We start from the raw sequence: 13,562 nt of genomic DNA, 5'->3' as shown, positions 1-13,562 counted from the left end.
ACTCAGCCAGCCTGCTGCAACAGCTCGATGAAACTTGCCAGGCTGGGCGGCACCGCCCCCTTGCGCCACACCAGCCAGGTATTCAGGTAGCGGAACTGCTCCGACAGCGGCCAGACACTGACCGTGGTGCAGCCCGGCATGCTCTCAAGCATGCTGCGCGGCATCAGCGCCAGGCCAGCGCCGGCACTCACGCAGGCCAGCTTGCCGTGGTACGACTCCATCTCGAAGATCCGCCCTGGCACCGCCCCGGCGTGGGCGAACCAGCTTTCGAAATGATGGCGATAGGAACAGTTGGAGCGAAAGGCGTAGATCGGCTCGCCGTTGACGTCCGCGCCGCTATGAATGGGCGCGTGGTTGAGCGGTGCGATGACCACCATTTCCTCTTCGAACACCGCAACGCCGTCCAGCGCCGGGTGACGCACCGGGCCGTCGACGAAGGCCGCCGCAAGCTGGCCGCCCAGCACGCCGTCGATCATGGTGCCGGAAGAACCGGTAGACAACGCCAGCTCCACCTTAGGGCAGGCCTGGTTGTAGGCCGCCAGCAAGGCCGGGATGCGCACCGCCGCGGTACTTTCCAGCGAGCCCAGGGCCAGCGGCCCGCGCGGCTCCTGCCCGGCCACGGTCATGCGCGCCTCGTCGACCAGTTCCAGAATGCGCCGCGCGTAGTCGAGCAGGTTCCAGCCCGCCGGCGACAGGCGCAGGCGCTGCTTCTCGCGGATGAACAGCTCCACGCCGAGGTTTTCCTCCAGCTGCTTGATGCGCGTGGTGAGATTCGAGGGTACGCGGTGGATGTGCTGCGCAGCGGCGCTGATGCTGCCGTGTTCAGCCACCGCCTTGAAGATTTCCAGCTGTACGAGGTCCAAGCCATTCTCCAAACGTGAATGAGTTGCTCAATATTATTCAGTTTTCAGGAGCATAACAGGGAATTAACCTGACGCCACTTTCACGCATTCGAGGAGGCTGTCATGTCCAGCGTTTCCCCTGCCACCCACGCGATCTCCATCAACCCCGGCAACGGCGAACAGCTGGCCGCCTACCCCTATGAATCCGCCGAGGCCTTGGACGCCGCGCTGTCGCGAGCCGCGTCCGGTTTCGCCAGCTGGAAACACCTGCCGCTCAGCCAACGCGTCGAACGGCTGGTGGTGCTCGCTCAGGTACTGCGCCGTCAGGCCGAGCCCATGGCGCGCATGGCCAGCCAGGAAATGGGCAAGCCGATCGTCCAGGCCCGCGGCGAAATCGAGAAATGCGCGCAGCTGTGCGAGTGGTACGCCGAACAAGGCCCGGCGATGCTTGCCGCCGAGCCAGCGCCGGTACCCAATGGCCAGGCGCGCATCGAATACCGCCCGCTGGGGCCGATCCTGGCGGTGATGCCGTGGAACTTCCCCTACTGGCAAGTGCTGCGCGGTGCGGTACCCACCCTGCTGGCTGGCAACACCTACGTGCTCAAGCATGCGCCCAACATCATGGGCTGCGCCTACTTGCTGGGTAACGCCATGCAGGAAGCGGGCTTTCCGGCTGGCACCTTCGAAGTGCTCAACGTCACCCCCGAAGGCGTGTCCCAGGCGATCGCCGACCCACGCATCGCGGCGGTGACCCTGACCGGCAGCGTGCGCGCCGGCATGGCCATCGGTGCCCAGGCCGGTGCTGCGCTGAAGAAGTGCGTGCTGGAACTGGGTGGCTCCGACCCGTTCATCGTGCTCGACGATGCCGACCTCGATGCCGCCGTGCAGGCAGCAGTAATAGGCCGTTACCAGAACACCGGCCAAGTGTGCGCGGCGGCCAAGCGCCTGATCGTCGAACAGGGTGTGGTCGAGGAATTCACCCGGCGCTTCGTCGAGGCCACGCGCCAGCTGGTGATCGGTGATGCGCTGCACGACGACACCTACATCGGCCCGATGGCGCGCTTCGACCTGCGCGACGAGCTGGACCAGCAGGTGCAGGCAACCCTCGCCGAAGGCGCGACCCTGCTGCTGGGTGGCAGCAAGGCCGAGGGCGTCGGCAACTTCTATCAGCCGACGGTGCTGGGCGATGTCACCGACCAGATGACTTCGTTCCGCGAGGAACTGTTTGGGCCGGTGGCTTCGATCATCACGGCGCGTGATGCCGAACATGCCCTGGCGCTGGCCAATGACAGCGAGTTCGGCCTGACCGCGACCCTCTACAGTGCCGACGTGGAACGCGCCGAGCGACTGGGCGCGCAGTTGGAAACCGGCGGCGTGTTCATCAACGGCTACAGCGCCTCGGACCCCCGAGTGACCTTCGGCGGGGTGAAGAAGAGCGGGTTCGGCCGGGAGCTGTCGCACTTCGGCGTACGCGAGTTCTGCAACGCCCAGACCGTGTGGCTGGATCGCAACTGAGCCCAGGCAGGCCGCGCTGCACCTTGCAGGAGCGGCTTCAGCCGAGATAACGACCGTTTTAGCAGTTTTCGTCGCTGAAGCGGCTCCCATTGGGTTTGCCTGACGATTATTCGGCGTCTGCAGGATCGCCAATGGCGTAGTAATGCCCGCCGGCAATGTAGTGCAGGCTGCGCCACTGGGGGCCGGCTTCTTCGAAGCGCCAGTGGCCGTCGCGAAACACTCGCTCGTCGGCCCAGGCGCCCACCACCTCGCCGATGAACAGGTCGTAGGTCTGCTGGTTGTGCGGTTCGGGGATCACCTTGCACACCAGCCAGGCTGAGCAGCCGGCCACCAGCGGGGTGTCAAAACCGTCCATGCGCAGCAGCTCCACCCCACACTGTTGCAGCTTGTCCGGCGTGTCGGCCAGGCTGCGGCTGCCCACCGCCTGGGTCAGCTGCAACTGCGCCAGGTTCGGCACCTGCAGGGCGAAATGGCCGCTCTCCTCCACCAGACGCCGAGTCGCGGCGATCTTGTCCAGCACCACGCTGACTTTGGGCGGGTCGAAATCCAGGGCGCAGGCCCAGGCGGCGGCCATGACGTTATCGGTACCGGCATGACTGGCTGAGACCAGTACGGTAGGACCATGGTTGAGCAGGCGGTAGGCTTTTTCCAGTTCGACGGGGAGCATTGAAGCGGTCATGGGAGCACTCTGACGGCGATAAAGCGCATAAAGATGCCACACTTGGCGCCCGCCGGTGTCATAGCTGCGAACCAACTCCGGAGCCCGCCGAATCATGACCGCCCCTTCCACTTCCCAGGTCGTGGCCCTGCTGCTGGCCGCCGGGGCCAGCCGGCGCTTTGGCAGCGACAAGCGCCTGGCCAGGCTGGATGACGGCCGCCCGTTGCTGGGCACCTGCCTGGCCAATGCACGTAGCGCCTTCGCCGACGTGCGGGTGGTGCTGCGCGTCGATGACCAACCTGCCGCCCTCGGCATCGCTCCCGATACACCGGTGATTCGCAGTGCGCAGGCGCACTTGGGCATGGGCCATAGCCTGGCGGCCGGTGTGCGCGCCCTGGCCGACTCGCCTGCCGAAGCCGTGGCGATTCTGCTGGCCGACATGCCCTGGCTTCAGGTGGACACCCTGGTGCAACTCGCGGCTCGCGCCAGCGCGCAGCACATCGTCCTGCCGCTGTGCGATGGGCATCGCGGCCACCCGGTGATCATCGGTCGGCACTTCTGGCCGATGCTGGAAATGCTGAGCGGCGACCAGGGCGCGCGGGCCGTGGTCGCCGCACACCCGCAGGCCTGGATCTGCGTGCCGTGCAACGACCGCGGCACGCTGCTGGATGCCGACACCCCGACAGCCCTGAGTCAGGCGCTGCGTGCCCACCCGGCCTGAGTGCCGAAGCCGTTGGCGGTGCCAAGGATGTCGGCCATCACCGCCAGGGCGATCTCTGCCGGGGTCTTGCTGCCCAGATCAAGACCGATTGGCGCATGAATGCGCGCCAGTTCTTCACGGCCCAGGCCACCGACGCGTGCCAGACGCTCCAGGCGCAGGTCGCTGGTGCGCCGTGAGCCCATGGCGCCGATGTAGAACGCCTCGGTGCGCACCGCTTCCATCAGGGTCAGGTCATCCAGGCGCGGGTCGTGAGTCAGCGCCACCACTGCGGTGGCGGCATGGCAGCCGCCCTCGGCGATGAACACCGCCGGCAGTTGCTGACGCACCTCCACGCCGGGCATCGAGAAGCCGGCCAGCACCTCTTCGCGGGGCTCGCACAGAATCACCTCGTAACCCAGGGCCAGGGCAAAGCTGGCACAGAACTCGGCTACCGGCGACAACCCCGCCAGCAGGATGCGATGCACCGCCCCCACGCGAATACGTACCGCCTCGGCCGCCACCTGTACCCGCGCCTCACCGAGCCGCCCCGGCAGCAGATCGGGCGCCTGCCGCCCGAGGGTGACCTGGCGCGTCAGCAAGGGGCCTGCGCTCAGGGCCTGTTCCACCTGCCCCAGATGCGCCTGTATCTCTTCGCCCGGCGTCAGGTACTCGACCAGCACATCGAGCACGCCCCCGCAGGGTAACGACAATCCAGGGGCTATACCCCCTTCGCCATAGCGCACGATCTGGTTGCGCATGGGCAGCGAGCCCTTGGCCAGGCGTTCGAGAAAATCCTCCTCGATACAGCCACCGGACAACGAGCCACGGTGCTCGCCGCCCGACAACGCTACCAGCATGGCCCCCGGGCCACGCGGGGCGGAGCCGTAGGTGCCCAGCACCGTGCACAGCCACACCGGCTGCCCCGTTGCCAGCCAGTCCCGCGCCTGGCGCACCACCTGCAAATCGAGCTGTTGCATCGCTAGCCTCCTTCGCTGAAGACCGCCCTGCCCGGTCCATTGACCGGGCAGGCGCGCACGCCGATCAAAGACCGGCCATCAGCTTCTCCTTGGTGATGGGCAGGTTGCGGATGCGCTGGCCGGTGGCGTGGTACACCGCATTGGCGACGGCGGCGGCCAGCCCGGTGATGCCGATTTCGCCGATGCCCCGGGCACCGAACTCGTTGAGGTTGAGGTCCGGATAATCGAGCAGGATCACATCCAGCTCCGGTTGGTCGGCGTGCACGGGCACCACGTACTCGGCGTAGTTGTCATTGACCGGCAGGCCGGTGCGCGGGTCGTACTCGGTGGCCTCGAACAGCGCCATGCCGACGCCCATGACGATGGCGCCCTCGACCTGGTTGCGCGCCGCCAGCGGGTTGACCACCTTGCCGACGTCGATGGCACTGACTACCCGCGCCACGCGCAGGCGCGAGATGCCCGGGTCCCAGCGCACTTCGACGAAATGCGCACCAAACGAGCGATAGGAGAATTTCTTCTGGTCGCCCATGCCACTGCGGAAAGTGCCTTCGGCGCGGGCCAGGCGCTGGCCCTTGAGAATCTCGGCGAAACTCACCTGACGACCATCCTTGACCAGTTGCCCGTCGCGCACCTCCAGGTTCTCCGGCTTTTCACCAGCAAAGGCGGCCTTGTCGGCCACCGCGAAGCTGCGCAGCTTGTCCAGCGCCTGGCGCGTGGCACCGGCCAGGGCCGGCATGACGCTGGCGGTCATCCAGCTGCCCCCGGACACCGGGCCGGGGACGAACGACGAATCGCCCAGCTGAACTTCGATACGCTCCAGCGGCAGCCCGGTGAGTTCGCTGACGGTCTGCGCGACGATGGTGTAGGTGCCGGTGCCGATGTCCTGCACGCCGCACTGCACCAGCGCCGATCCATCGGCGCGCAGGCTGACCCGCGCTTCGGTGGGCACCTGGAACGCCTCCCAGTTACAGGCACCCATGCCGTAGCCGATGATTTCGTCACCGTCACGCATTGCGCCGATGCGCGCATCGCGCTGGTTCCAGCCGAAGCGTTCGGCCGCCTGGTCGATGGCTTCGGCCAGGTGGTTGCTCGACCACGGCAGATCGCTGCTTTCATCCTTGCTCGCCAGGTTCAGGCGACGGAACGCCAGCGGGTCCATCTTCACCGCTTCGGCCATTTCATCGATGGCCGACTCCAGGGCGAACAGCCCCGGTGCCGCGCCAGGGGCGCGCATCGAGGTCGGCGTACCGTGGTTGACCGGGCTGGTGGCATGACTGACCAGCACATTGGCGCAACTGTAGAGGCTCTTGGTGACGCTGCCGCAGGTCTCGGTGTAGGTGTCCACAGTCGAGGTGCTGTTGATCGACTCGTGACGCAGCGACACCAGACGGCCTTGGTCATCGGTGGCCAGGCGCAGGCGCTGGCGAGTTTCCGGACGATGGCCCACGGTGCTGAACATCTGCGCCCGGGGCAACATCAGTTGCACCGGGCGGCCGGTCATTTTTGCCGCTGCACAGGCCGCCACCGAATGCGGCCAGGGCCACAGCTTGCCGCCGAACCCGGAACCGATGAACGGCGCACGCACTTCGACCTGCTCCGGCGCCAGGTCGAAGACATTGGCCAGGAAGTTGCGATGGTTGACCACTCCCTGGGTGCTTTCTTCCACATACAGCCGACCGTCCTGCCAGTGCGCGGTGGTGGCGTGCATTTCCATGGGGTTGTGGGTTTCTGCCGGGGTGGTGTAGGTCACGTCGATGCGCTGGGTGGCCTGCTGGAACGCGGTGTCCGGGTCGCCGCGCTCGTGGGTGCCGCTGCTGGGCTTGAAGCCCTTCAGGCGCAGCCCCTCCTCGAGATTCTTCACCGGCTCCTCAGCCTGGTAACTGACCTTCACCGCCTGCGCGGCGGCCCGCGCCTGGGCGAAGCTTTGCGCGACCACCAGGGCGACGAACTGGCCAGGGTAATAGATGCGGTCATCCTCGAATGGCAACCGGTGTTCGTCGGCCTTGCTGGCCTGCAATATCTGGTCGAAGCTCATCGCGCTTTCCGGGGTGCGATGCAGCGTCGGGCAGTGCCCATGGTGGAGAATTTCCACTACGCCGGGCATGGCTTTGGCCGCCGAGGTGTCGAGCGCCTGGATGCGCCCGCAGGCGATGCTGCTGTACACGCCATAGGCGTAGAGCATGCCGGGGTACGGATGATCCGCCGCGTAGCGCGCCTGGCCACTGACCTTCAGGCGGCCGTCGATGCGCTTGTGCGCCTTGCCGATGATGGTCTGACTCATGCGAGCTCCTTGGCCGTGAGATCACGGAGGTTGCGGGTGATGACCTGTTGCCCCAGAGGGATCTTGAAGGCGTTATGGCTGTAGGCCTTGGCCTCTTTCATGGCCAGCTGCGCAACGCGCTGGTAGAGGTCTAGCGACGCCTGCTGGCCCACCAGCGCACGCTCCGCCTCGACGGCGCGCCAGGGTTTGGTGGCGACCCCGCCCAGGGCGATGCGTGCCTCCTTGATGCGCTGACCTTCAAGCACCAGCACCACGGCGCTGGAGGCCAGGGCGAACTGGTAGGAGGTGCGGTCGCGCAGCTTCAGATACGCCGACCGGCTGCCGGGCAGCGGCGCGTCCAGGGTCAGGTGAGTGATCAGTTCACCGCTTTCCAGGGCATGCTCGCGCCAGGGGGTCTGGCCGGGCAGCAGGTGGAAATCGGCAAAGCCGATGTCGCGGCTGCCCTTGGCGCCCTGCACGGTGACCTGTGCGCCGATGGCCGCCACCGCCACGCACATGTCCGAGGGGTGCGTGGCGATGCACTGGTCGCTGGTGCCGAGCACCGCATGCACGCTGCGGTTCAGGCCGTCGATGGCCGCACAGCCCGAGCCCGGCTCGCGCTTGTTGCACGCCGAAAGACCATCGCGGAAGTAATTGCAGCGCACCCGCTGCATCAGGTTGCCGCCGGTGGTGGCCTTGTTGCGCAACGCCGTGCTGGCGCCTTGCAGGATGGCTTCGGCGAGCACCGGGTAACGGTCGCGCACCAGCGGATGCTGGGCCAGCTCGGTATTGCTGACCAGCGCACCGATGCGCAGGCGGCCATCGCTCAAGGGTTCGATCTTGAGCAGGTCGAGGCGGTTGATATCCACCAGTTGGTCGGCCTGCATCACATCCAGCTTCACCAGGTCCAGCAGCGTGGTGCCGCCGGCCAGGTAGAAGCGCTGCCCGTCGCCGGTGGCCTGACTGACCGCCTGGGCCGGCGAGCTGGCGCGTTGATAGTCGAAGGTTCGCATCAGGCTGGCCTCCCCATCTTGCTGCGCGCCGACTGCACGGCGGCGAGGATGTTCTTGTAGGCCCCGCAGCGGCAGATATTGCCGCTCATGGCTTCGCGTACGCTGGCGTCGTCGGCGGGAATGTTCGGGTCGTTGAGGATCGCCACGGCGCTCATGATCTGTCCGGAGGTGCAGTAGCCGCACTGGTAGGCATCGTGCTCCCAGAAGGCCTCCTGCACCGGATGCAACTGGCCGTCGCGGGCCAGGCCCTCGATGGTGGTGATCTCGTCGCCGTCGTGCTGCACGGCGATGGACAGGCACGAGTTGATCGCCACGCCATTGACCAGCAGGGTGCAGGCCCCGCACTGCCCATGGTCACAACCCTTCTTGGTGCCGGTAAGCTGCAGGCGGTCGCGCAGTACATCGAGGAGGATCGCGTTGGGTGCCACGTTGAGACGATGGCTCTGGCCGTTGACCTTCAGCTCGATACTGCGCTCGCCAGCAGCCGGTGCGCTTGACTGCTCGCCAGCGGGCGCCGCCTGCGCGGGTTGCGCAGCGGACTCCGGCACCCAGGTGGCGACCGTCGCCGCTGCCAGACCAGAGGCACCGACCTTGAGAAAATGCCGCCTTGAAGCCTGCAAGGCCGTGGCCGCCGCATCGGCCTTGGACGCTGTGGTTGAATCTTTCATCAGGATCACCCTTCATTGGCGCGCTCACGCTGGCGCTGTAGGTCATGAGGGGCCGCGATACGCCGTCGCCGCCTTCCGGACATGACCGGACCTTTAAGGGGACCCTGGGCGGGTAAATAGATTCAGCGCAATGTGGTGGTGGTCAGACAAGCGCACCCAGCCCCCTCCTGCTGACCACTTCGAAGGTGCCGCAGGAGGTGGGTGGCTGAACCACGCAAAGATAAGGGGTGGTATTAATACAGAAGCATCAACCCGAATTACGTCCGCAGGTCACCACCACGATGCCCGCCAGAATCGCCAGCACGCCCGCCAGCAACGGCCAGGTCAGCTGTTCACCCATGAACGCCACCGACATCAACAGCCCCACCACCGGCACCCCGAGCATGGCAGTCGACATGCTGGTGCTGGACAGCCACATGCTCGCGGCATTCACCGCGCAAAAGCAGAACGCGGTAGCCAGTGGCCCCATGAACAGCATGATCTGCCACAGCGTGGCCGAGCCGTCACCAGTGAATGGCCCTTCCAGCGCATACGCCAGGCCCAGCAGCGGTACGGTGGCGGTGAGCATCTGCCAGGGCGCCAGCTGATAGGCACTGGCAGCGGGCCGCGAATGGCGCATATGCAGAATGCACAGCGCCCAGCACAACGAGGCGGCGATCAGCATCAGGTTGGCCTTGAGCAAGGCGCTGTCGTGCCAGTCCAGGGTCAGCGGGTTGAACAGCACGCCGACTCCAATGCCGCCCAGCAAGGTGCCGGCCAGTTGCCGGCGGCTCAGCCGCTCGCCGAAAAAGCTCACGGCCAGTGGCGTGACCCATAGCGGCGTGGTGTAGGCAAGTACTGCCGAGCGGCCCGCAGGCACCTGGGTCATGGCCATGGCGCCCAGTACGGTGAAGGTCAGCATCTGCAGCAGGCCGACACTGAGGATCAGGGGCAGGTCGCGACGTTGCGGCACCCGCAGGCTGCCGGTCGCCAGTTGCAGGGCGAACAGGCAGGCTGCGCCAGCGGCAAAGCGCACCGCAGCAAACCACACCGGGCTGATGTGCTGCAGACCGGCCTTCATCACCGGCCAGTTGGCGCCCCAGATGACGATCGCCAGCACCAGCAACAACACGCCCTTGGCCTGTGGAGTGGCCAGCGGGCCGCTGGTAGGAATGGCGGGGATGATCTTGCTGGTTCCAGGCATGACGGGGCTCCGACGGGTCAGTTCGCCAAAGCCATGCTAGTGAAAGGTCCGCAGAAAATTTTTCCTGATTCTTCTGCATCAAGAGCTATTTGAAGCATTAACATCTGCCTTCACGACTTTTTTCAGAGGTTTGTTCTCTTGAAGACACTCGACCGCACCGATATCAGCATTCTTGACAGCTTGCAGCGCGACGCCAGCATCACCAATGCCGAACTGGGGCGTTCGGTGAATCTGTCACCCACGCCCTGCTTCAATCGGGTCAAGGCCATGCAGGAGGCCGGGTTGATCAAGGGCCAGGTCACCCTCCTCGACCCCAGGGTGCTGGGCCTGGACCTCAACGTATTCATTCATGTGAGCCTGGAGAAGCAGGACGAAGGCGCCCTGCAGCGCTTCGAAGCGGCGGTGGCCGACCGCCCGGAGGTGATGGAGTGCTACCTGATGACCGGCGACGCCGACTACTTGCTGCGCATCCTGGTGCCGAACATCCATGAACTGGAACGCTTCATTCTCGAACACCTGACCAAGGTGCCGGGGGTGGCCAACATCCGCTCCAGCTTTGCGCTCAAGCAGGTGCTGTACAAGACCGCCCTGCCCTTGCCGCCGGATGGCCTGGCCCTGGCCAGGAGCCCGAGGCGGTAGGGCCAAGCCCGATACCGTTCGATCAAGCGCTTCCACCGCCTGACTGACCGGTATTGGGGCTAAGGCCAATACGGGTCAGTCAGGCCGGGTAGGAGCGGCTTCAGCCGCGAAGCGACCGCCTGTTCACAGCAGATGCAGAGAATTTCCTGGCGCTTTCGCGGCTGAAGCCGCTCCCACCAGGCTGAACTGCCCCCCAAAAGTTGGAGAGTTTTAGCTCGCGGCCTCAACCACGAGCTTTCCGGCCTCGGCAGAGGCATCGAATTCAGTCAATTCCCCGGCTTAACGCCATTGATCTCGCCCCGACTCAAGCTCTGTGCACTGTTCCCGAGCGCATCGGTCGCGTTCAAGTCCGCACCCTGTGCCTTCAGCGCCTCAAGCAGCTCCTGGCGATGGAAGAGCGCCGCATACATGGCCGCCGTCTGCCCGCTGGCATTGCGCTGATCCGGACTGCAGGGGGCGTTGAGCAGGCGCTGGGCGATGCGCACCTCGCCCTTGAAGACCGCCCCCATCAACGCCGTATTCCCGCGCAAGTCTTGGGCACAAGGGTCGGCCCCCGCCGCCAGCAGCTGTTCCACGGCGTCGCGCTGGCCATGGTAGGCCGCGAGAATCAAGCCGGTGTAGCCTTTGTCGTCATGAACGTTCAAGTCATAACCGGCCTTGATGAATTCATCCAGCATTGCCTGGTCGCCGCGACGTGCGGCGTCGAGGAAGTAGCCGCGCAAGCGTTGTGCGGTGTCACCGCTCTCATTGGGCAGCGCTTGCCGGCCTTCAGCGTAAGTGGTGTTGAGCATCAGCCCTAGTACGACCGCCGCCATCCATCTGTACATGGTCTTGACCTCCTGAATGCAAGGCGGGCCCGCAGGCCCACCCGTCGACTCGTCAGTCCTGCAGCTTTGCCGCCAACTGCTGAACACGCTTCAGGTCGGCCTTGGCGACATTCGCCAGGCCAGTGCCGTAGTCGCTGTCAGCCTTGTAGAAGAACGACAGCATGATGTACCGGCTTTCCTCATCGGTGACCGCCAAGGCCCCGCCCAGACTGTTGATCAGGTCGGTCTGCTCCTTCTTGCTGTATGAGCGGAACAGCTCGCCCGTCTGCTTGAAGTTCTGCTCGCGCTGGATCTTCGCCTGCTGGGTGGTGCCGCTCAACGGCATCTGCGAGTAGCGCGCGCTGGGCTGCTCCTCTCGTGGCTGCAGGCGGCTCGGCTGGTAATTGACGCCACTGGTGGTATGTCCGCTATTCGTCTCGCCATCCTGATTGATGTTATTCACGTCATTACGCGGACGGTTCACCGGCAGGCTGAGGCCGTTGGCACCGATCCGGTACATCTGCGTGTCGGCGTAGGCGAACAGACGCCCCTGAAGCAGACGATCTTCAGACGGCTCGATCCCAGGCACCAGGTTCGACGGCGCCATGGCTACTTGTTCGGTTTCCTGGAAGAAGTTGTCGACGTTGCGGTCGAGCACCATCTGACCAATCTTGCGCTCCGGCACGTCAGGCCAGATCTTGGTTGCATCCAGTGGATCGAAATCGAACTTGGCCAGTTCTTCAGGCTTGAGCACCTGGATGTACAAGTCCCATTTCGGGAAGTTGCCATCGTTAATGGCTTTGACCAGGTCGTGAGTCATGTGGCTGTAGTCACGCCCCTGCACTTCTTCGACTTGCTTGGGGTCGAGATTCTTCTGTCCTTGCAGGCTCTTCCAGTGGAACTTCACGTAGTGCACTTCGCCCTTGGCATTGACCAACTTGTAGGCGTGCACGCCGTTGCCGTCCATCTCACGGTAGCTGGCCGGAGTGCCCTCGTTGGAGTACAGCAGGGTCAGCGTACGCGTCGCTTCCGGTACATGAGAGAAGAAGTCGAAGCGGCGCGAGTCATCGTCGAGGTTGGTGCGCGGGTCAGGCTTGAAGGCATGGACCATGTCCGGAAACTTGATCGCGTCACGGATGAAAAAGGTCGGGAAGTTGTTGCCGACCAAGTCCCAGTTGCCATCGGCGGTATAGAACTTGGTGGCGAAACCGCGCGGATCACGCAGCGTTTCCGGCGAATGGTTGCCATGCACCACTGAGGAAAAACGCACGAACACCGGGGTCTTCTCGCCGGGGCGGAAGACCTTGGCCATGCTCAGTTCGCTGATGTCGGCACTGGCCGTGAACTCACCATGGGCGCCTGTACCACGGGCATGTACCACGCGCTCCGGAATGCGTTCACGGTCGAAGCGCTGCAGTTTTTGCAGCAGTTGAACGTCCTGCAGCAACACCGGACCATTCGGTCCGGCGGTCTGCGAATTCTGGTTGTCGCCGACCGGCGCACCGTTATCGCGGGTCAACGTGGCAGCCTGCACGGACAATGACAACAGGCTCGCAGCCAGTGTTGCAGCAACTAACAGGCGGCCGGGTTTAAAAAAGCTCAGCGAAGGATTCATAGGTGGACTCCGATGTCTCTAATTGGGCATTTTCGCTCGCAGAGAGTAGTAAGCCCCCTCCGAAAAACTTAAATAGATTCTCTAGATGCCACCGATGAGGTTTTTCAATAACGCCACGCTACTTAGTTGATTAGTTGATTCGAGCACGCGCAGATCGGCCAGATTTTCAATTGAGGGCACTAAACAAGACCCAGCGTCAGCAGCACGACCACCAGATAACGCAGACCCTTGGCCAGGGTAACGATCAGGGTAAAACGCCACAGTGGCTCGCCCATTACCCCGGCCACGACGGTCAGGGCGTCGCCGATCACCGGCACCCAGCTCAGCAGCAACGACCAGTAACCGTAGCGGCCATATTGGAGGCGGGCCTGCCCCAGGCGCTGTTCAGACACCGGGAACCAGCGCTTGTGGCGCAACCGCTCTACCGAGCGGCCAATCAGCCAGTTGGTGATCGAACCCAGCACATTACCCAGGGTCGCGGCCAGCAGTAACAGCCAGGTCAGGTAATGCCCGGAAATCAGCATCGCCACCAGCACCGCCTCCGACTGCATGGGCAGCAGGGTGGCAGCACCGAAGGCGGCGAAAAACAGGCCGAGGTAGCTGGACAGTTCGAACATGGCGGACGAGCCTTGAAACGGGGCCGCCATTCTAACCGTCTCGTAGCAAAACGATATCGGGTCAAATTG

General features: G+C 64.5%; 13 protein-coding genes. 3 read left to right on the top strand and 10 right to left on the bottom strand.

The window, feature by feature from the left end; translation table 11 throughout:
* Window positions 1–2 precede the first annotated feature (2 nt).
* Window positions 3–863, bottom strand: a complete 861-nt coding sequence (ptrR, locus tag RRX38_RS01865; protein WP_295473316.1) for a putrescine utilization regulator PtrR — start codon at window positions 861–863, stop codon at window positions 3–5.
* A gap of 102 nt (window positions 864–965) precedes the next feature.
* On the opposite strand from ptrR, the gene RRX38_RS01860 reads away from it, so the two are divergent.
* Window positions 966–2,357, top strand: a complete 1,392-nt coding sequence (locus tag RRX38_RS01860) for an aldehyde dehydrogenase family protein (RefSeq protein WP_315961257.1) — start codon at window positions 966–968, stop codon at window positions 2,355–2,357.
* A gap of 106 nt (window positions 2,358–2,463) precedes the next feature.
* Here the strand turns inward: RRX38_RS01860 and RRX38_RS01855 are convergent, their stop codons facing one another.
* Window positions 2,464–3,024 (bottom strand): flavin reductase family protein, encoded by a 561-nt coding sequence (locus tag RRX38_RS01855; protein WP_315961256.1) that lies wholly within the window; start codon window positions 3,022–3,024, stop codon window positions 2,464–2,466.
* A 106-nt stretch (window positions 3,025–3,130) separates the two neighbouring features.
* Between RRX38_RS01855 and RRX38_RS01850 the strand changes: the two genes are divergently transcribed.
* Window positions 3,131–3,736: a nucleotidyltransferase family protein gene (locus RRX38_RS01850; protein ID WP_315961255.1), complete on the top strand. Its 606-nt coding sequence runs from the start codon at window positions 3,131–3,133 to the stop codon at window positions 3,734–3,736.
* Here the strand turns inward: RRX38_RS01850 and RRX38_RS01845 are convergent.
* The 5 genes from RRX38_RS01845 to RRX38_RS01825 all read right to left on the bottom strand — a co-directional run bounded on the left by RRX38_RS01845 (window position 3,709) and on the right by RRX38_RS01825 (window position 9,816).
* Window positions 3,709–4,692, bottom strand: a complete 984-nt coding sequence (locus tag RRX38_RS01845) for an XdhC family protein (RefSeq protein ID WP_315961254.1) — start codon at window positions 4,690–4,692, stop codon at window positions 3,709–3,711. The genes RRX38_RS01850 and RRX38_RS01845 overlap by 28 nt on opposite strands.
* Window positions 4,693–4,756: 64 nt before the next feature.
* Entirely contained in the window at window positions 4,757–6,973 is a 2,217-nt protein-coding gene (locus RRX38_RS01840; protein WP_315961253.1) for a xanthine dehydrogenase family protein molybdopterin-binding subunit, read from the bottom strand.
* On the bottom strand, window positions 6,970–7,965 hold the full coding sequence (locus tag RRX38_RS01835) for a xanthine dehydrogenase family protein subunit M (protein ID WP_315961252.1): 996 nt from the start codon (window positions 7,963–7,965) through the stop codon (window positions 6,970–6,972). The genes RRX38_RS01840 and RRX38_RS01835 overlap by 4 nt, the downstream gene beginning before the upstream one ends.
* Window positions 7,965–8,633 carry a (2Fe-2S)-binding protein gene (locus RRX38_RS01830; protein ID WP_315961251.1) on the bottom strand — a complete coding sequence of 223 codons (669 nt, stop codon included), beginning with the start codon at window positions 8,631–8,633 and terminating at the stop codon, window positions 7,965–7,967. The genes RRX38_RS01835 and RRX38_RS01830 overlap by 1 nt, the downstream gene beginning before the upstream one ends.
* A 247-nt stretch (window positions 8,634–8,880) precedes the next feature.
* Window positions 8,881–9,816 (bottom strand): DMT family transporter, encoded by a 936-nt coding sequence (locus tag RRX38_RS01825; RefSeq protein WP_315961250.1) that lies wholly within the window; start codon window positions 9,814–9,816, stop codon window positions 8,881–8,883.
* 138 nt (window positions 9,817–9,954) lie between these two features.
* On the opposite strand from RRX38_RS01825, the gene RRX38_RS01820 reads away from it, so the two are divergent.
* Window positions 9,955–10,455, top strand: a complete 501-nt coding sequence (locus tag RRX38_RS01820) for an Lrp/AsnC family transcriptional regulator (RefSeq protein ID WP_295473333.1) — start codon at window positions 9,955–9,957, stop codon at window positions 10,453–10,455.
* A 266-nt stretch (window positions 10,456–10,721) separates the two neighbouring features.
* Here the strand turns inward: RRX38_RS01820 and RRX38_RS01815 are convergent, their stop codons facing one another.
* The 3 genes from RRX38_RS01815 to RRX38_RS01805 all read right to left on the bottom strand — a co-directional run bounded on the left by RRX38_RS01815 (window position 10,722) and on the right by RRX38_RS01805 (window position 13,493).
* Window positions 10,722–11,246 (bottom strand): ankyrin repeat domain-containing protein, encoded by a 525-nt coding sequence (locus RRX38_RS01815; protein ID WP_410524859.1) that lies wholly within the window; start codon window positions 11,244–11,246, stop codon window positions 10,722–10,724.
* An 88-nt stretch (window positions 11,247–11,334) separates the two neighbouring features.
* Entirely contained in the window at window positions 11,335–12,876 is a 1,542-nt protein-coding gene (gene katB, locus RRX38_RS01810; protein WP_315961248.1) for a catalase KatB, read from the bottom strand.
* Between the two features lie 179 nt (window positions 12,877–13,055).
* On the bottom strand, window positions 13,056–13,493 hold the full coding sequence (locus tag RRX38_RS01805) for a YqaA family protein (RefSeq protein WP_315961247.1): 438 nt from the start codon (window positions 13,491–13,493) through the stop codon (window positions 13,056–13,058).
* Window positions 13,494–13,562: the final 69 nt, after the last annotated feature.

Origin of the sequence: Pseudomonas sp. DTU_2021_1001937_2_SI_NGA_ILE_001 (assembly GCF_032463525.1) — a bacterium.
In the GTDB taxonomy this organism is placed as follows: domain Bacteria; phylum Pseudomonadota; class Gammaproteobacteria; order Pseudomonadales; family Pseudomonadaceae; genus Aquipseudomonas.
Note: the sequence above shows the minus strand (reverse complement) of the source record. Positions and strands in the feature narration are given on the sequence as shown.